17 protein-coding genes are annotated in these 17,102 nt (G+C 60.6%); 5 read left to right on the forward strand and 12 right to left on the reverse strand.

Annotation, left to right across the window (positions count from 1 at the left end; translation table 11 throughout):
• The first annotated feature begins 31 nt into the window (after positions 1–31).
• Positions 32–2,326, forward strand: coding sequence for a DNA topoisomerase IV subunit A (parC, locus tag I6L41_RS19340; RefSeq protein WP_216960723.1), 2,295 nt, complete (start codon positions 32–34; stop codon positions 2,324–2,326).
• A 94-nt stretch (positions 2,327–2,420) separates the two neighbouring features.
• Here the strand turns inward: parC and I6L41_RS19345 are convergent, their stop codons facing one another.
• Positions 2,421–2,930 carry a hypothetical protein gene (locus tag I6L41_RS19345; protein WP_216960728.1) on the reverse strand — a complete coding sequence of 170 codons (510 nt, stop codon included), beginning with the start codon at positions 2,928–2,930 and terminating at the stop codon, positions 2,421–2,423.
• Between the two features lie 660 nt (positions 2,931–3,590).
• On the opposite strand from I6L41_RS19345, the gene I6L41_RS19350 reads away from it, so the two are divergent.
• On the forward strand, positions 3,591–3,971 hold the full coding sequence (locus I6L41_RS19350) for a VOC family protein (RefSeq protein ID WP_088868424.1): 381 nt from the start codon (positions 3,591–3,593) through the stop codon (positions 3,969–3,971).
• A gap of 105 nt (positions 3,972–4,076) precedes the next feature.
• On the opposite strand, the gene I6L41_RS19355 is transcribed toward I6L41_RS19350, so the two are convergent.
• From I6L41_RS19355 to I6L41_RS19385, 7 genes are all read right to left on the reverse strand, one after another.
• Positions 4,077–5,564, reverse strand: a complete 1,488-nt coding sequence (locus tag I6L41_RS19355) for a peptide MFS transporter (RefSeq protein WP_254203353.1) — start codon at positions 5,562–5,564, stop codon at positions 4,077–4,079.
• A gap of 525 nt (positions 5,565–6,089) precedes the next feature.
• Positions 6,090–6,992, reverse strand: a complete 903-nt coding sequence (locus I6L41_RS19360; protein WP_216960734.1) for a hypothetical protein — start codon at positions 6,990–6,992, stop codon at positions 6,090–6,092.
• 11 nt (positions 6,993–7,003) lie between these two features.
• Positions 7,004–7,771, reverse strand: coding sequence for a hypothetical protein (locus tag I6L41_RS19365; protein ID WP_005343119.1), 768 nt, complete (start codon positions 7,769–7,771; stop codon positions 7,004–7,006).
• Between the two features lie 12 nt (positions 7,772–7,783).
• On the reverse strand, positions 7,784–8,326 hold the full coding sequence (locus I6L41_RS19370; protein WP_216954845.1) for a hypothetical protein: 543 nt from the start codon (positions 8,324–8,326) through the stop codon (positions 7,784–7,786).
• Between the two features lie 23 nt (positions 8,327–8,349).
• Complete coding sequence (locus tag I6L41_RS19375; RefSeq protein ID WP_005343121.1) at positions 8,350–8,634, reverse strand: DnaJ domain-containing protein; 285 nt, start codon at positions 8,632–8,634, stop codon at positions 8,350–8,352.
• A 280-nt stretch (positions 8,635–8,914) separates the two neighbouring features.
• Positions 8,915–9,667, reverse strand: coding sequence for an SDR family NAD(P)-dependent oxidoreductase (locus I6L41_RS19380; RefSeq protein WP_216960737.1), 753 nt, complete (start codon positions 9,665–9,667; stop codon positions 8,915–8,917).
• Entirely contained in the window at positions 9,664–10,542 is an 879-nt protein-coding gene (locus I6L41_RS19385; protein ID WP_216960739.1) for an NAD(P)-dependent oxidoreductase, read from the reverse strand. Before I6L41_RS19385 ends, I6L41_RS19380 begins: the two co-directional genes overlap by 4 nt.
• A gap of 130 nt (positions 10,543–10,672) precedes the next feature.
• On the opposite strand from I6L41_RS19385, the gene I6L41_RS19390 reads away from it, so the two are divergent.
• Entirely contained in the window at positions 10,673–11,497 is an 825-nt protein-coding gene (locus tag I6L41_RS19390) for a LysR family transcriptional regulator (RefSeq protein ID WP_216960742.1), read from the forward strand.
• 76 nt (positions 11,498–11,573) lie between these two features.
• On the opposite strand, the gene I6L41_RS19395 is transcribed toward I6L41_RS19390, so the two are convergent.
• The 4 genes from I6L41_RS19395 to I6L41_RS19410 are packed head-to-tail and all read right to left on the reverse strand — an operon-like array spanning position 11,574 to position 15,319.
• The gene (locus tag I6L41_RS19395; RefSeq protein WP_216960746.1) at positions 11,574–12,089 is read right to left on the reverse strand and encodes a protein disulfide oxidoreductase; all 516 of its coding nucleotides are present in this window, start codon (positions 12,087–12,089) and stop codon (positions 11,574–11,576) included.
• Positions 12,090–12,092: 3 nt separating this feature from the next.
• On the reverse strand, positions 12,093–12,836 hold the full coding sequence (locus tag I6L41_RS19400; protein ID WP_113739865.1) for a DsbA family protein: 744 nt from the start codon (positions 12,834–12,836) through the stop codon (positions 12,093–12,095).
• A 9-nt stretch (positions 12,837–12,845) separates the two neighbouring features.
• Positions 12,846–14,888, reverse strand: coding sequence for a protein-disulfide reductase DsbD (locus I6L41_RS19405; RefSeq protein ID WP_216960750.1), 2,043 nt, complete (start codon positions 14,886–14,888; stop codon positions 12,846–12,848).
• A 53-nt stretch (positions 14,889–14,941) separates the two neighbouring features.
• Positions 14,942–15,319, reverse strand: coding sequence for a hypothetical protein (locus tag I6L41_RS19410; protein ID WP_005354882.1), 378 nt, complete (start codon positions 15,317–15,319; stop codon positions 14,942–14,944).
• Positions 15,320–15,500: 181 nt separating this feature from the next.
• Here I6L41_RS19410 and I6L41_RS19415 point away from each other — a divergent pair, with 181 nt between their 5' ends.
• Both I6L41_RS19415 and pspA read left to right on the forward strand, forming a co-directional pair.
• On the forward strand, positions 15,501–16,229 hold the full coding sequence (locus I6L41_RS19415) for a 1-acylglycerol-3-phosphate O-acyltransferase (RefSeq protein ID WP_005335875.1): 729 nt from the start codon (positions 15,501–15,503) through the stop codon (positions 16,227–16,229).
• A gap of 210 nt (positions 16,230–16,439) precedes the next feature.
• Positions 16,440–17,102, forward strand: a complete 663-nt coding sequence (gene pspA, locus I6L41_RS19420; protein WP_216960755.1) for a phage shock protein PspA — start codon at positions 16,440–16,442, stop codon at positions 17,100–17,102.

Here is a 17,102-nt window from a genome sequence, read left to right on the forward strand (position 1 = left end):
TGGCGGCTCCCGAACCGAAAGAGAAAATCACATGAGTGATGCTATCGAGCTCAGTCTGGACGGGGTAGAGCGCCAGCCAATGCGCACCTTTACCGAACAGGCTTACTTGAACTACTCCATGTACGTCATCATGGATCGGGCCTTGCCGCATATTGGCGATGGCCTCAAACCGGTGCAGCGGCGCATCATCTACGCGATGAGCGAGCTGGGGTTGTCGGCCCTCTCCAAGCACAAGAAGTCCGCCCGTACCGTGGGTGATGTGCTGGGTAAGTACCACCCCCACGGCGACAGCGCCTGTTATGAAGCCATGGTGCTGATGGCCCAGCCCTTCTCCTACCGCTACCCGCTGGTGGACGGTCAGGGTAACTGGGGTGCGCCGGACGATCCCAAATCCTTCGCGGCCATGCGATATACCGAAGCGCGCTTGTCGCGCTTCTCCGAGCTGCTGCTCTCGGAGCTCGGCCAAGGCACGGTGGAGTGGACGCCTAACTTCGACGGCACCATGAAGGAGCCGGTAGTGCTGCCCGCCCGTCTGCCGCACATCCTGCTCAACGGGGTGACCGGTATCGCGGTGGGGATGGCGACCGACATCCCGCCCCACAACGCGCGGGAAGTGGCCTACGCCTGTGCCGAGCTGCTCGACAACCCCAATGCGGGGCTCGATGTGTTGATGCAGCACATTCAGGGGCCGGACTACCCGACCAACGCCGAGATCATCACCCCGCGCGACGATATCCGCAAAATCTACGAGACCGGCAAGGGCTCCATCAAGCAGCGGGCGGTCTGGAGCGAGGAGGATGGCGACATCGTCATCACAGCGCTGCCCCATCAGGCCTCCGGCGCCAAGATCATGGAGCAGATCGCCGCCCAGATGGTGGCGAAAAAGCTGCCGATGGTCACCGATCTGCGCGATGAATCGGACCACGAAAACCCGACCCGTCTGGTGATCGTGCCGCGTTCCAACCGGGTGGATGTGGAGGGGTTGATGGCCCACCTGTTCGCCACCACGGATCTGGAGAAGAACTACCGGGTCAACCTCAACATCCTCGGCCTCGACAACCGGCCGCAGGTGAAGTGCCTCAAGACCATCCTCAGCGAGTGGATCCAGTTCCGCCGCGAGACAGTGCGTCGCCGTCTGCAATTCCGCCTCGACAAGGTGCTGGCTCGCCTGCACATCCTCGAAGGCTTGCTGATCGCCTATCTCAACATCGACGAGGTGATCGAGATCATCCGTACCGAGGATGAGCCGGGCAAGGTGATGGTGGAGCGTTTCAACATTACCGAGACCCAGGCCGAAGCGATCCTCGAGCTGAAACTGCGCCATCTGGCCAAGCTCGAAGAGTTCAAGCTGCGCGCCGAACAGAACGAACTGGCCGAAGAGCGTGACAAGCTGGAGCTTATTCTGGGCTCCGAGCGTCGTCTCAACACCCTGCTCAAGAAAGAGCTGCTGGCCGATGCCGAGAAGTACGGCGACGATCGCCGCACCCCGCTGGTGGAGCGTGCCACCGCGGTGGCGCTGACCGAGAAAGAGCTGGTGCCTAGCGAACCGGTCACCGTCATCCTCTCCGACAAGGGGTGGGTACGCGCCGCCAAGGGCCACGACGTGGATGTCGAGGGGCTCTCCTACAAGGCGGGGGACAACTACCTCACCCACGCCTTTGGCCGCAGCAACCAGCAGGCGGTGTTCCTGTCGAGCTTTGGCCGCACCTACTCGCTGGAGGCGCACACCCTGCCCTCCGCCCGCAGTCAGGGTGAGCCGCTCACCGGCCGCTTTGCGCTGGGGGCTGGGGAAGAGGTGCGCCATCTGGTGATGGGCAACGAGGGCGAGCCGTATCTGATCGCCAGCGATGCCGGTTACGGCTTTGTCTGCACCTATGACGATCTCATCGGCAAGAACAAGAACGGCAAGGCGCTGCTCACCGTGCCGGAAGGGGGTCAGGTGATGGCACCCCAGAAGATTGGCTCGCCAGAAACCGATCTCTGCATGGCCATCTCCAACGAAGGGCGCATGCTGCTGTTCCCGCTCAATACCTTGCCGGTACTCGGCAAGGGCAAGGGCAACAAGCTCATCAGCATCCCCTCTGCTCGGGTCAAGGCGCGGGAGGAGTTTGTGGTGATGGCCGCCGTCATCCCGCAGGGCCAGTCGGTCACCCTGTTTGCCGGCAAGCGCAAGCTCACTCTTAAGCCATCTGACCTTGACTACTACCGCGGCGAGCGCGGCCGCCGTGGCGCCAAGTTGCCCCGCGGTTTGCAGCGCGTGGATCGCATCGAGATTGAACCCGCCGCTGGAACCGAACCGGTAGCCGGGGAAAATCAGGAAGGGTAATTAATATAGAAGGGTGCGAAAGCGCCCTTCATTTATAAATATATGTATTTATTTATATTTTGGAAGGCATTCAATATCTAATACACAGATACTATTATTTTTTTTCCTCATCAGTTATTTCTGTTGTCGATAATAAAGAGTGCTTCCTCGAGTAATCGTACATTCTACCTAATTTAGCATGTAATAGACATATGTCGTTAGCATGGCTTGAAAATGTACATTCTGTAATTAGGTTGTTTTTATCTTTCATGCTCTCAATTCTTGCGCGTGTTATTTGCATGTCAGATAGTATTGATGCCATGAATTTTGCTTCAGTTTCATGCTCATGAATCATGCAGTTTTTAAATACTTCAAAAACCCATTCTTTTGGTGGAATGGGGGGGTCATGGTTTTCTTTGGTTGTTGATGTATCTATCTGGTGTTTTTCACTAAGAAAAATAAATTCATTTTTTAGGTATGTAGCTAATTCGGTACAGTAGGTGTGTAGCTCTGACAAGGCTAATGGCAGGAGAGATTTTGCGGCGATTAGTTCTCTGTATCTCTTCGCATTTTCAGAATATTGAGCTGCGTATATTGCAAGTACGGCAGCCAAAAGAGCAATCATACCTGAGTTGAATGTCTGCTAGCGATCCCAGACTTTCTGTATTTCAAGCCAAGAAAAATCAGTCATTATCAATGGGGCAGTCATCATTGCATTCACCCACAAGAAAATAAAAGCAAGTGATAGCGATTTAATTAATTTTATTTTCGTTATATGTGTCACGCTAGGAATCCTGAAGTTTGAATTTTATTATTCTATTCAAGGTGGAGTAACTAGTCTAGCTAGATGAAGCAACCGAAGAGCCGTAGATCGCGAAAACAGGTTACCGTAATTCTACCGGTGCTCCAGCTGATCTCTTCTCTATATCCATCGCCACCGAGATTGCAGTGCGGACGATTACGCTTCGCTAATCGACCCTACTTCTTTCTGTTTGCTTTAACGTTTTGCTGCTTGTCGATTGTTTGCTCCCCTCATCCCCGACCCTTCTCCCCTTATCTATGGCAAAGAGTGGGAGAAGGGAGCAGAGATCGCAGCCATTTTGGTATGGCGTGACAACTAGGGCCAAAGGTTGGCATGCACTTGTCCCCTGCGAGATCGTGCTTCTCAGCGCACCATCTGGTCTTTTGACCCGTCTGCGTGGATCTGATGGATGGCTTCATGGCAATAATGGGGGCATGATTCTGCCTGCACGGCGCTTTCGCTAACTAACAAGGAAGGGGTTCGATGGTCAATATTGGGATGCATTTCGAGATTCCGGTAACGGATATGCAGCGAGCAATTGCTTTCTATTCTGCCGTTTTTGATATCGAGTTCGAACGAGTGGAGATCGATGGCAATGAAATGGCGCTATTTCCGCTTATTGACGGTGCCGAAGGCTGCTCTGGTGCGTTGGCCAGAGGGGAGAGTTATGTCCCGAGTCTGGATGGCACGCGTATTTATCTGACGGTGAACGATATTGAGCGGGTGATGGCAGATGCGCTATCAGCGGGCGCCAGGTTGCTTTACCCCGTGACCCGGGTGGGGGAAGTCATCAAGGTGGCCGAGTTTCAGGATTCTGAAGGTAACCGGATTGCCTTGCTGGATAAGGCGATTTGCGCTGATTAGCGAAGTCTAAACGATCCACCCCACCAAAAGCAGAGTCCCCGCAATCCATGATTGCGGGGACTCTGGTCTTGTTTGCGGCTCACGCCGCCAAGTGGTTCAAACCGATCAGGCGGGGATAGCTGTCGCCGCCGGTGGCGGGGTGATTTTGGAGGCGATCAGCTGGCGCAGGCGGGGCACCAGCAGTAGCAACACCACGCCGCCTGCCAGCGAACCCCAGCCGAGCATATTGAACACCGAGCTGTAACCCGGGTTGGTGGCGACCGGGGTGCTGCCGATATTTTGCGGCATGGCGCCGGAGACATAGCCCGCCAGCACCGAGGCGATGCCGGTCACCATCATCCAGCAGCCCATCATCAAGCCCTGCAGGCTGGCGGGGGCCAGCTTGCCGATCATGGCGTAGCCGATGGGGGAGATCAGCAGCTCGCCAAAGCTCTGCAGCACATAGCTGATGGCGATCCACTTGAAGGCGACCAGCCCGTCGGCCCCCGCCAGATGGATACCGATCGGCAGCACCAGCATCCCCAATCCCATGCAGAACAGGGAGGCGGCAAACTGGGAGGGGATGTCGATATTCCACCCCTGTTCGCGCAGTCGCTTGAACAGCAGCGCCATCAGGGGGCCACCGATGACGATGACAATGGTGTTGATGTTCTGGATCCACTGGGGGGCGACCCGCAGCCCGAACACGTTGAGGTTGATGTTGTGCTCGGAGAAGAGCATCAGTCCCATGGGCGCCAGCTGGTAGAGCGACCAGAAGATAAGGGAGCCGAGGGCGAGTATCAGGTAGGCCACCATGCGGCTTCGCTCGGCGGCGTCCGGGTGGCGGGCTGTCATCACGCAGAGCAGCACCAGCACCACGGCCCCCAGGATCAGCACGAAGCTGCCGCTGAAACTGGCGTGGGTCAGCAGCAGACGCAGCGCCGGCACCAGCATGGCCAGAATGGCGATACCGGCCAGCATGCGGCGGTAGAAGCCGCTCCCTTTGAGATGGCGCAGCGGGGTGCTGATATCCGCCAGAATGGGCCAGCAGGCGAAGGTAGCGATGATGGCAATGATGTTGCCCAGCGTCGCAAACAGGAACAGGGTGCGGTAATCCTCGGTGAGCTGGAAGTAGCCCGCCACCGTGAAGCCGATAAAGAAGCCCAGATTCATCCCGGCGTAGTTCCACAGGAAGGCGCTCTCGCGGCGGTGATCATCCGGGGCGAAGCGCTGGGTCAGCATCATATTGAGGCAGGTGACGTTGAGGCCGCTGCCGGTAAGGAACATGGCGAGCCCCCAGTAGAGGCCGGTGATCCCCATCTCGGCGATGAAGTAGCAGCCGATCACCTGCAGCACCATCCCCATCACGAACAGGTTACGGTTGCTGAGGTAGCGCCCGCCGAGATAGCCGCCAAACAGGTGCAGGCCATAGTTGAAGGCCCCGAAGACCCCCATCATGGCGTTTGCCTGGGATTCGCTAAAGCCGAGCCGCTTGGTGGCGTAGAGCACCAGGGTGGAGTAGAGCACGGCAAACCCCAGAGTCGAGAAGGTCTGGATAAAGAACAGCGCCCCGGAGCCGGGGGGAATGGTGGGGTGTTGATTCGAAGCGCTCACGGTCTGTCTCCTGTGAGAGAAGAAAGTCATTACTCGTCCTGAGAGCGTACCGGTCTGCTGCCGGTTAGCCTTGTGCGCTTCCATGCTGGTCTGAAGGCCGGTCTGTCATTTAGCGGCCAAGCGGTGCAAATAGCCATACCTGAAATTTAATCCGGCGCGATTAATTGCTTTTTATTGATCTATTCCGCCTTTTTATGCGTGATTGAGTCGTGGTTTTAGCTCGGTTTACCACGCGGTTGCAGCACGGTTGATGTGATCCAGTCGGCTATTTGGTGCTGATTCTGGCGCTGTGGCGGGATCTGTGTCCCGCTTTGTCGTCCCGCAACGCAGCTGGCGCCAAGCCGTTGTATCGCAGGTTGTTTATTCATCCTTGGGCATTGAGTGAATAAATATCGGGAAGAGAAGGGGTAGCCTCAGGGTGACTTGCGTGTGTTCCCTCTCTGCTTGGGAGAGGGTGAGGGAAGGATATAACAACGCCCGGCGGGCCGGGCGTTGTGGTGCGACTGATGGGCGGCGAAAGCCGCCTTAGAAGTCGTGGTAGAGCGGCCAGCCGAGCAGCGGGTGCTTGAGACCGGCGCGCATCTCGACGTTGTCGAGCTTCTCCGGCGAGGCGTTCTCTTTTTGCAGCAGCTGGTACTGGCGTACAAAGCCGAGGGTATGCAGCAGGTTGGGCACAAAGCCCGGGCTCAGCTCCTGACGCAGGGCGGCGGCCATGTCGGCGGGCAGCGCGTTCAGCATCAGGGCGAGCTGGGCGGCGAGGTAGTCGGTGTCATACCAGCCCTCGTCGAGCTCAATCTCCCGCGCCAGTTTGCGCTTGAGATCCTGCTTCACCTTGAGCGGAGCGGCGCCACAGCCCTTGCCGCAGAGGATGCGGTAGAGCAGTGCTTCGGCCAGTTTGTCCTCCATGGTGGGGTGGTCGCTCTCGCAGGCGAAGAAGTGCTGGTCGATGAGATCCATCAGGCGGCTCTTGTTGTGCTCGGTCAGCGCCTTCTCGTACTCCTGCCACCCTTGCCACTCCTCCACATCGGGCGGGCTGGAGATCTTGTCCAGCAGGCGGGCATCCACGTCACCGTAGAGGCTGTTGCCAGCCTGCTTGGGGCTGACGGTGATGAGCATCGACCAGCCCTTCTGGAACGGCTTGATGGGGCCTTCCGGCGCCTGCAGCAGCGCCAGTGCCTTGGCCGGATCCCGCGCCGAGAGCTCCTGCAGGCCGAGGCTCACCACGCCGATGACGTCGTGGGCGGCCTGCTCCAGCAGGTGCATCTTGTACTTGTTGTAGTACTTGTCGGCGAATTTGAGGCTCATCAGCACCGCCTTGCCCTTGATGGCGGCCAGCTGTTGCTGACTCAAGAGTTCGTTGTCGCGGCCAAAGCGCAGCACCTGGCTCAGAAAGGGGCCCTGGTTGGCATCGCGAATGACTAACTGCATGAATGGGCTCCTTAATCCAGAAAGCTGAACATGTCGTCGACGTCGCCGTACTCGTCTTCCTCGACCTTGTTCTTCTCTTTGGCCTGCATCACCAGTTCGGCGGCAAACTTGTTGATGATGCCGTCCCAGCTGGAGTGCTCGTTGCGCAGCAGCGCCTTGATGGCTTTCTCCACCTCGGGGGCCAGCTCGCGAATGAGCATCAACAGGCTGCGCGGGTCGTCCAGCGCGTAGTCGTGGACATCCTCGCTCTGCTGGCGCTCGCTGTAGCGCAGGGACTCTTCGAGATCTTCCTCTTCGGCGTGCAGCACGTCGCGATAGCCTTCGTCCTCTTCATAGCGATCGCCGCGATAGAACTCGATAAAGGGGATGGCGAGGTAGAAGAGACCGGCCGGGTCTTCGGCCACGCACTCGAGGATCTCGCGCTGCTTGGCTTCGCTATCCTGGGTGCGGATCAGGTAGTTGAGGAAGTCGAAGGTGTGCTGTTGCAGCTCGTCGGCGTTGTTCTTGATCGCCTCTTCCCAATAGAGCGGCTGCTGGCAGACGATGTCGCGGATCCGCTCCGGGGTCATCAGCTCGGAGATGATGGAGGGGAAGGAGATATCGTGCTGGCCGTTAATCTGGGTCAGGGTAACGATATCAATGTTTTCAATCACTTCTGCCAGCTGGTCGTCAGACATGGTCTTGGCGATCAGCTCGAACTTCTCGCTGGCCTGCTTCGGCTCGATAACGGCCAGCTCTTTGATCTCGATGGCGGTAATTTCTATCAGACTGTTGCTCATGCCTTGCCCCAATTAGAAACGGACTTCGTCGTACATATCCTGATCGCCGTCGTCATCACCATAGCGGTCACTGCCGCCGTGGTAGTCTGCGTCGGCATCTTCCCCGTCTTCATCTTCTTCGTCGCGCAGCTCATAGTCGTCATCGCCGCGGTGGCTGCCGCGCGGCAGCGGGTTATCGAGCAGGAACAGCACGGCGCAGGCTTCCATCAGCTGATCTTCGCTCTGGGCCCGCACCGCCTTGACCAGCGGCAGGGCGGCGTTGTTGAAGCCGACGCTCACCTTGAACTCGTCCCAGCTTGGCTGCTCGCCGTTGGCGAGCCACTTGTTCCACTGCGACTTGGCCTTGGCCGGGAACTGCACCCGGCCATAGAGGGCCAGCGGCAGATACTCGGGCATAAACTCCAGCATGCTCATATCGGCCAGCAGCAGGCTCTTCATCTGGTCGGTGAACTGTTCCAGCCCCTTGGGGTCGTCCTGATCCCGGTAGGATTCGATGTTTTCGCTGGCATCGCTTTGCAGCGACTTGAGCCGCGCCTGGTCCCATCTCTTTTGCATAGTTGCTCTTTCTGCCTGCTGTTTCAGGGGTAGAACTGATCCCACATCTCCTGCATGGCGGAGGCGGGGTCGGTCACGATGACGTTGTTGAAATCCTTGATAAAGGCGGCCCGCTGTTTCGGATCGGACAGCACTTCATAGGCCTGCTTTACCTGGTGCAGCTTGATGGCTGCCTGCTCTTTCTCTTCTTCACTGGCCCCGTGCAGCTTGTCGGGGTGGTACTGGTTTGACAGCCGACGATAGGCTTTCTTGATGTCGTTTTCGCTGGCGTTGGACTTGACGCCCAGCACCCGAAAGTAGTTGTTCATGGCAGATCCTGCATCACTGGCATCATAGGATTCACGCTGCGAGTGCCTGATGGTGGGGATTGGCAAACCAGGCACGGCAAAAACCCGTCATTTTAACGGAAACAGCCCGCCAACGCGATGAGTTGGGCGATCAATTAACGGGCGAGATGAAGAGGTGTCAGTTGAGCGTCTATTGTTGCCAGTCGATCTGGTCAGTGCAAGGGCGGTGGGGCAAAAGCGATGAAAAAACGGGCAGGAAAGGAGCGGGTGGCAGGCCGGGGCGAGGCTGCCGCCGCAGGGGTTACTCCTCCCAGAAGGAGGCGGAGGTGTGGTAGATCATCTTCTTGCTCATCCCGCCATCGACCACCAGATTGGCACCGTTGATAAAGTCGTTGCGAGGATCCGCCAGAAAGAGGCAGGCGCGGGTGATGTCGTCGGGGCGACCAACCCGGCCGCTCGGGTGCTGGCGGTGATCCGCCTCGGTCAGGGTGTGGTAATCCTCCGCCTGGATCCAGCCCGGACTGATGGCATTGACCGTGATGGGATGGTCGGCCAGCGAGTTGGCGAGGGACTGGGTGAGGGCGACCAGCGCCCCTTTGGAGGCGCCGTAGGCATCCCAACCCGGTTCGTTCTGCTGCCAGCGGGTGGAGGCAATATTGATGATGCGGCCATAGGGCAACCCGCAGTTGGCCTGCACAAAGGCGCGGGCGCAGAGCATGGCGCCGCGCACATTGACCGTCATCACCTGATCGAACTGGGCTGCGCTCAGCTCCTCGAAGCGGGTGTGGAACTTGCTGATGACGCCGTTGTTGATCAGCAGATGGATGCCGCCATGTTGTGCGCGCACCTCCGTAAAGAGCCGCACGATGGCCTGCTCATCCCGCAGATCGAGCGGGTGAAAGTGGATCTCGGGATGGTCGAAAGCGTGAGGAGCCAGATCGGTGGCGATCACCCGATAACCCGCCTCGGCCAGCCCGATGCAGAGCTGGCGGCCAATCCCGCCAGCGGCGCCGGTGACCAGTGCAATTTGGGGGTGATTGGTCAGCTCGTTCATTGTGCCGCTCCGTTGCGCGCCCGCAGCACCTTGATGAGGGCTGACACCTCCTGCTGACCAAACCCTTGCGCCACCCCTTCCTCAAACAGATCGGCGGCAAAACGCGGGAAGCGGCTGTCGATCCCGGCATCGGTGGCGTGACCTGCGAGGCGGCTGATGGCGGCGCTCCAGGTTTTTAGGCTGGCGTAGGGGTGATCGAAATCGCCGCTCGCCAGCGTCTTGCCAAGATGGGCCACATCGCCCCCCAAAATCGGGGAAAGTTCGCTGAACTGGGCGCACACCTTGGCTACCGGCAACCCTTCAGCCTCGCAGATCAGGGCGCCGTGCAGAGCACCGAGCAGACCACCGGCAAAGTAGGCGGCGACAGCGCAATCTTGCGCCGCGGCGGCGCCCACCGCCTCGGCCACATGGTCGAGGGTGGGGGCGAGCAGGCGCAGCACCGGCTCGGCGTCGCTAAAGGCCGCGCTGGCCCCCGAGCAGATGATGCTGGCATCGCTGGTGCCGATCTGATCCGGGAAGCAGAGGATGGCGCCATCGAGATAGCGGGCGCCGCGGGCGTGGCTCCAGCTCTCCAGCGCTCTGGCCCCCTGCGGGCTGCCGGTAGAGAGCTGCACCAGCAGCTTGCCCGCCACCGCGTCGCTCGCCTCATCCAGCAACTGTTGGCTGACGGCGTAGTTATCGACGCAGACAAGGATGATATCGCTCGCAGCGATGGCCGCGCCAACCGAGGGGGCGAGTGTTGCACCCAGCGCTTGCAGCGGGGCGGCCTTGGCGGCGCTGCGATTCCAGACGGTGATCGGATGGCCCGCCTTGAGCAAGGTGGTGGCGAGGGCGGAGCCCATGGCTCCTAGGCCGATGACAGAGATATGGCGCATGATGGCTCCTGGCTGTGTTGATAGACGCTGATATAGAGAATTAGGATGCCTTGTGGCAGGTAAGCCACTATATTTGCCCCGTGTAGCCGTGAAAAATGGCTTTTATTACTGTCTGGTATAGGTGAATTCTATGGATGTGCGAACCCTGCGTGCGTTTGTGGCTGTCTTCGAGGAGCGCAACATCACGGCGGCCGCTACCCGCCTTTTCATTACCCAGCCCACCCTCTCCACCACCATCAAGACGCTGGAGGATGAGCTGGGGGTGACCCTGTTTGTGCGGCAGGCGCGCGGGGTGGAGGGGACCGAAGCGGCGCACCGGCTCTATCCCCGCGCCAAGCGGCTGATCGCCGATACCGACTCCCTCGCCCGCGAGTTTCGTGAAACCTCCCCCTGCCTCGAGCTGACGGTGGGGATTGAGGCGGATCTGGGTGATGGCGTGGTGGGGACGCTGGTCAACGGGGTACTCGCCCACGAGGAGATCCTGCTGACTCTGGATGAGGGCTGTTGTGGCGATGTGCGGCTGGGGTGTGAATCCCTGCGTTGTGGCGACGAGCTCTTTATCCCTCTGCTGGAGGAGGAGTTCGTGCTGGTGCTGCCGCCGGATCACCTGCTGACGGGCAAGGGGGCGCTCACCCCGGCAGCGTTGGCGGACCAGCCCTGGGTCACCTGCCCGCGCCACGACTCCCACCTGCGGCTGATCGCCATCCTCGGCAATCAGGCGCCGCTCTATCCACGGCGGGCGGGGTCGCTGCGACTGGCGGCGACCATGGTGGCCGCCGGGGCGGGGATCGCCTGGTTGCCCCGTTCGCTTTGTTTGCCCGGTTGTTCGGTCGCCGAGCTGGCGGCCTCTTCCTTCAAGCGGCGGGTGGGGCTCTGCTACGCCCCCGATGCGCTGCGCTCGGCAGCGGTGACTGCCCTGTTGGAGCAGGTGCGCGGGATGCAGCTCCCCGTCTGATGTCGGGATAAATATGTCGGCATAAAAAAGGGCCATCCGGTGGGATGGCCCTGTTAAAGGCAACGAAGTTGCGTGGCTAGAGCGATGCCCACCAGAGCCGCAACTGCAAGCCCCACTTCGAGCTCCAGCCGGTGGTGCTGCTCACCAGCTTGCCATCCTTGATAACGAGGAACGTCGGGGTGACGCCCACCTGCCACTTGGCCGCCAGCGCTCCCGACTCGTCGTTGTGGGTCGGGAAGGTGAGCCCCTTCTTGCTCATCCCCTTGGCTAACTGCTCCGAATTGCCGGAGCGCAGTGCCACCGTCAGCACGTTTTCCCCCTCTTGCCAGAGCTGCTGCACGGCCGGGGTGGTGAAGCGGCAGACCCCGCACCAGCTGGCCCAGTAGTAGACCAGCAGTGGCTTGCCCTGGCTCAGGGTGGCGAGATCCGTACTGGTGCCATCCTGCAGGGTGACGGGGGCGCTCATCGCCCCCTCTGGCAGGGTCGGGCTGCGCCACAGATCCAGCAGGGGCGAGATGATCAGCGCCATCAGCAGCAGCCAGAGCGCCTCCTTGCCCCAGCGGCGCCAGCGGGGTTGAGGATTGGTGGTCATCCCTTACCCCTGCTTGGCCAGTTCGGCCTTCACCAGATGCTCCAGCTCCTCATAGGGGATGGCGCCCGGCACCAGCTGGTTGCCGATAAGCGTCGCCGGTGTGCCCTGTACCCCCAGAATGGTGCCGATGCGCAGGCTGTTGCGCAGCTCTTCGGTCGCCGTGGCGGTCGGTTTGAGCGCGGTGTTGCTGGTGGCGGCCAGCGCCTTGTTGATGTCCGCCTCGGTCAGCATCCCCTGCTTGCTCATCAGCTTGTCGTGCAGGGTGAGGAAGCGGGCGGGATCCTGTTGCCACAGGGTCAGGCTGTATTGGGCCGCCTTGGCGGAGGTCTGCCCCTTGAACGGCAACAGCTTGATCACCAGCCCCAGATCGTCCGGATAGGCCTTGAGCAGCTTGGTCAGCTGGGGATCGAACTGCTTGCAGTAGGGGCAGTTGTAGTCGGTGAACAGCACCAGCGTCAGCTTGGGATTCTTGGCGCCGAGGCGCGGGCTGGTGGCGCTGTTGAACAGCACATCCTTGTTGCCCTTGATGAAGTTGCCAAGCTGCGCCTCCTGGGCTGCCGCGTTCTGCTTCTCCCAGGATTCGGCGGCCTCGTCGAGGATCTTGGGGTTGGCGATCAGGGTCTCGCGGATCAGCTCCTTGATACGTGCCTCCTGCTCCGGGGTGAAGGGGGCGGCGTGCAGGGCCGGAGCCAGCAGGGCTGCGGAAAGGGAAGCCAGCAGGGTCAGGGCGCTCAGAGTCGGTTTCATGGTTGCTCCTTAAAATCGGGTGGTGCCAGCCTGAAGCAGGCCAGCCTTGTGCAATGTGGTCAGCAGATCGTCCTTGTCGAGCAGGGGTGACAGCGTGACCCCCTGCGGCAACTCCGGGCCGTAAATCTGGTTGAAGGGGACGGCCGCTGCGCCCCGCTTACGCAGGAAGGCGGCGATGGTGTCGTTCGGTTTGCTCCAGTCGCCGCGCAGGGCCACCACATCGGGGGCCGAGAGGGCCTGTTGCACCTCATCGCGCAGCAACACGTTGTATTTGTTGGCCTTGCAGGTAACGCACCAGTCGGCGGTGACATCGATAAAGACCCGCTTGTTCTGGGCCAGCGCATCTGTGATGGCGCGTTCAGAGAGCGGTTGCCAGACCACCTTGTCAACACTGGCCGAGCCCTGCGCGCTAAAGGCGCCACTCAGCAGCAGGGGGCTGCCAATCAGGGCGGCGAGGGCGATCGCCAGTGTGAAGCCGCGCATGCCGTAACGCCATATGATGCCAATCAGCAGTGCCAGCAGCATGGCTACCATCAGCCAGCCGGTGGCATAGCTGCCGAGATGGTTGTCGAGCAGGCTGGTGAGCCAGAGGCTGGAGCCCAGCATCATCAGGCCGAGCAGGATGCGCAGATGGTTCATCCAGCGCCCTGGTTTCGGCAACCAGAGGGCGAGCCGTGGCAGGGCCGCCACCAGCAGCCAGGGCAAGCTCATGCCAATCCCCAATGCCGTGAAGATGAGCCAGAGCTGGCCAAGTGGCGCCGCCAGCGCAAAGGCCACTGCCGTGCCGAGGAACGGTGCCGAGCAGGGGGTCGCCAGCAGAGTGGCGAAGCTCCCCTGCAGGAAGTGACCGCCGAGGCTGTTGCCGCCGCTGGTGGCGAGGCGGGTGCTGAGGGCGCTGGGCAGGCGGATCTCGAACAGCCCCAACAGGTTGGCGCAAAACAGCATGGTGACCAGCACCATCAAGCCGATAAAACCGGCGCTCTGGAACTGGATGCCCCAGCCAACGGCCCCTTGCGTGGCGCGCAGCAGGCTGCTCATGGCCGCCAGCACCCAGAAGGAGGCGATGATCCCGGCGCTGGCGGCGAGGAACTGCTTGCGCACCGTTCCCTGTTCACGCTTCTGATGTTGCAACACAGTTCCCAGCTTGAGCGCCAGCACCGGCAGCACGCAGGGCATCAGGTTGAGGATCAGGCCGCCGAGCAGCGCCGCCCCCAGCAACCAGAACAGCGAATGACTCTGGTTGGGCAGTGTGAGCGGCGCGCCGATCGTCCCCTTGCCCTGCCACGCCTGCTCGCCACTGGTGAGCAGCAGGCCGAGGGATTGGCCGCGCAGATCCGGCGCATCCCCCTGCCAGCCATCGCTCACCGGCACCCGGGCGATCAGGGTGTTGCCTTCGACCTCAAGCGCCGGTTTGCCAAACTCGGCCCCCTCCAGAGCGTCGATAAAGAGGGCCGGTGATTGCCAGCCCTCTGCCCGCTCGGCGCGCAGTTGCAGCTGGTTGTGCTGATAACTGAGCTCGACCCGGGTTTCGGCAGGCAATTGCTGGGGCAGGGTACTCATCGCCTTCGCCCAGGCAAAATCGAAGTCGGCCGGGGCCTGCCCATCCACCGCGAGGGTGAAGGGAAAGTCGGTCAGGATGCAGACATTGCTGCAGGTGGAGAGGCGCAGAGTCCCCTTGAGCGGTTGCCCGGTTGGGTAGTTGAGGCTGAGGGGGAAGGTCACGTCCCCCTGATAACCCTGGGTGCTGAGCCCGGCTACCTCGAAGTGGCGTGGCACCGGCCAGCGCCACTGAAAGTCTCCGACCGGCTCATCCCACAGGATCTGGGGGGCAATGCCCCCTTCTCCCGGGCTGTGCCAGTAGGTTTTCCAGCCCGACTCCAGCTCGACATCGAGCAGGATGCGGGTCTGATCTGCCGTGCTGCGGTCGGCCTGCAGCCGTACCCGGGCGTGATCATTCTGTGGGCTGGTGAGCCAGCCCGTGTCGCTGGCCAATCCCATGGATTGCCACAGCAGACCGCCCAGTAGCAGGGCCGCCTTGAAGAAATTCGACATCTTTTTGGTCTCGCAAAAATTGAGTGACAGCTAACGAAAGAACGCAGCCGAACTCATTCCCGCCAGACGCACAGGGTGAGGTGCAGACGCCGCTCGGGCGGCGAGATGACTCTGGGAGGGGGCAGTGGCGGTGTGTAGCGCCAAAGGGGAGCCAGCAGGGCGATCAGCACGGCCACGGCAAAGAAGAGCTGTTCGACGCAGAGCAGGGTGGCGGCACTTAGCCACTTGCCGTTGAGCTGGCAGCTGGTGGGTTGCGGGCTGGCCGGTTTGGCATCCTCTTGATCCGTTGCCGAGCCTGGAACGGGCAGTGCCTGACAGCTGAGGGCGTGATCGAGCAGGGCAAGCCGGGCCAGCGGCTGGGCCGCACAATTGAGCACCAGCAGGCAGACCAGCAGCAGGAGATGTTTCGCTACCCGTTGTTGCAACATCATGTTCGCCCCGTCCATCAAGATGGGGCCATCCTAACGACCAATGGCGGGTGGGGCAAGTCGGCGGCGTATTGATGAGCAGCAATGTGGGTGGCGCGACGGGGTGGTCGGTTCTGTTTGGCGAACGCTTGTTCGCTAAAAGGGGGATCAGTATACTGCGCCGAGTTAAAACTCGAGGTGTTCGATGCTCAAAATTGCCCGTGTGCTGCTGCTTGGTCTGCTGCTCATTTTCTGGTTCCTGTTCGGCCTGCTGCTCTGTCTGGTTCGTCCGCGCCATCCCAACAACGTCTATGTCTTCGCCCGCATGTATCACGCGGTCTGCCCGCTGATCGGGCTGCGAGTCAAGGTGACGGTGGCCGACGAGGTCAAATCGGTCGGCCCGGCGGTCTACGTCTGCAACCACCAGAGCAACTTCGACATCTTCACCGTGACCGGTGCGGTGCAGCCCGGCGTGGTGGCGGTAGGCAAAAAGAGCCTGCTCTGGCTGCCGCTGTTCGGCCTTATCTTCTGGCTCTCCGGCAACGTGCTGATCGACCGCTCCAACCGCTCCCGTGCCATCGGCACCATAGGTCAGGTGGTGGATCGTATCAAGAACCGCGGTACCTCCATCTGGATGTTCCCGGAAGGGACCCGCTCCCAGGGGCGTGGCCTGTTGCCATTCAAGGCGGGCGCGTTCCACACTGCGGTACAGGCTGAAGTGCCCGTGGTGCCCATCGTCTGCTCCAGCTACTTCGGTCAGGTCGACCTCAATCGCTGGGATAACGGCGAAGTGCTGGTGGAAGTGATGGCCCCGGTCTGCAGCAAGGAGCACGGTGCCAGCGGCATTCGCGATCTCTCCGACACCTGCCGCGCCCGGATGGAGGCCAAGCTGACCGAACTGGACAGCAAGCTGGGCCACAGCCACGCCGCCTGACGGATATCGCAGACGAATCGACAAGGGAGCCACAGGCTCCCTTTTTTGTTGGTAAAAATCACCACCAGGTTGGCTATTCTCACCAACAAGCCCTTCTTGAATTTCCTCAGTAAATTCCCATCTATATGTAAAACAACAATAATTTTTCTTGGCACGGCTCTTGTAATGCTATGGGAAGAGATAGCCATCCCATCAACAAGGAGCCAGACCATGAGCGTATTCAGCCGCCTGACCGACGTGATAAATGCCAACCTGCACAGCCTGCTCGACAAGAGTGAAGAGCCGGAGAAGATGCTGCGCCTGATGATCGAAGAGATGGAGCAGGTGCAGGTCGAGATGCGTACCCAGGCCGCCCGCGTGATTGCCGAACAGAAGCAGCTGGAGCGTCACCAGCAGGCGTTGCAGGCGCAGATCCTGGAGTGGTCGGCCAAGGCCGAGCTCGCCATCCAGAAGGGACGTGAGGATCTGGCCCGCGCCGCCCTTACCGAGAAGCTGGCGGAGGTTAAAAAATGTGAACAGCTGGAGCAGGACAAGGCCCGGGTGGCCGAGGTGCTGGCCCAGCTCAGCGCCGACAGCGAGCGGTTGGCAGCCAAGCTGACCGAGGCGCGCGAGAAGCAGAAACTGCTGACCCTGCGCGAGCAGACAGCCCACAGCCGCATTCGTGCCCGCGCCCAGGTGGACAACCAGCGCATGCATGAGCTGATGGCGCGCTTTGATGGTTTTCAGGGCCGGGTCGATCAGCTGGAAGCCCAGTTGGAGGCGGCCACCTTGGGGCAGAATCCCTCGCTGGAGGCCCAGTTCCGCGAGCTGGAGCTCAATGACGAGATCGAGCGCGAGCTGGCTCGCCTCAAAGGCCAGAAGGCGGAGGTGTAA

The sequence above is a fragment of the Aeromonas sp. FDAARGOS 1411 genome, from assembly GCF_019047125.1.
GTDB lineage: Bacteria > Pseudomonadota > Gammaproteobacteria > Enterobacterales > Aeromonadaceae > Aeromonas > Aeromonas veronii.

Coding starts and splice junctions, on each gene's coding strand:
- parC (WP_216960723.1), top strand. CDS start 32: ATGAGTGATGCTATCGAGCTCAGTCTGGACGGGGTAGAGCGCCAGCCA.
- I6L41_RS19345 (WP_216960728.1), bottom strand. CDS start 2,930: ATGATTGCTCTTTTGGCTGCCGTACTTGCAATATACGCAGCTCAATAT.
- I6L41_RS19350 (WP_088868424.1), top strand. CDS start 3,591: ATGGTCAATATTGGGATGCATTTCGAGATTCCGGTAACGGATATGCAG.
- I6L41_RS19360 (WP_216960734.1), bottom strand. CDS start 6,992: ATGCAGTTAGTCATTCGCGATGCCAACCAGGGCCCCTTTCTGAGCCAG.
- I6L41_RS19365 (WP_005343119.1), bottom strand. CDS start 7,771: ATGAGCAACAGTCTGATAGAAATTACCGCCATCGAGATCAAAGAGCTG.
- I6L41_RS19370 (WP_216954845.1), bottom strand. CDS start 8,326: ATGCAAAAGAGATGGGACCAGGCGCGGCTCAAGTCGCTGCAAAGCGAT.
- I6L41_RS19375 (WP_005343121.1), bottom strand. CDS start 8,634: ATGAACAACTACTTTCGGGTGCTGGGCGTCAAGTCCAACGCCAGCGAA.
- I6L41_RS19380 (WP_216960737.1), bottom strand. CDS start 9,667: ATGAACGAGCTGACCAATCACCCCCAAATTGCACTGGTCACCGGCGCC.
- I6L41_RS19385 (WP_216960739.1), bottom strand. CDS start 10,542: ATGCGCCATATCTCTGTCATCGGCCTAGGAGCCATGGGCTCCGCCCTC.
- I6L41_RS19390 (WP_216960742.1), top strand. CDS start 10,673: ATGGATGTGCGAACCCTGCGTGCGTTTGTGGCTGTCTTCGAGGAGCGC.
- I6L41_RS19395 (WP_216960746.1), bottom strand. CDS start 12,089: ATGACCACCAATCCTCAACCCCGCTGGCGCCGCTGGGGCAAGGAGGCG.
- I6L41_RS19400 (WP_113739865.1), bottom strand. CDS start 12,836: ATGAAACCGACTCTGAGCGCCCTGACCCTGCTGGCTTCCCTTTCCGCA.
- I6L41_RS19405 (WP_216960750.1), bottom strand. CDS start 14,888: ATGTCGAATTTCTTCAAGGCGGCCCTGCTACTGGGCGGTCTGCTGTGG.
- I6L41_RS19410 (WP_005354882.1), bottom strand. CDS start 15,319: ATGATGTTGCAACAACGGGTAGCGAAACATCTCCTGCTGCTGGTCTGC.
- I6L41_RS19415 (WP_005335875.1), top strand. CDS start 15,501: ATGCTCAAAATTGCCCGTGTGCTGCTGCTTGGTCTGCTGCTCATTTTC.
- pspA (WP_216960755.1), top strand. CDS start 16,440: ATGAGCGTATTCAGCCGCCTGACCGACGTGATAAATGCCAACCTGCAC.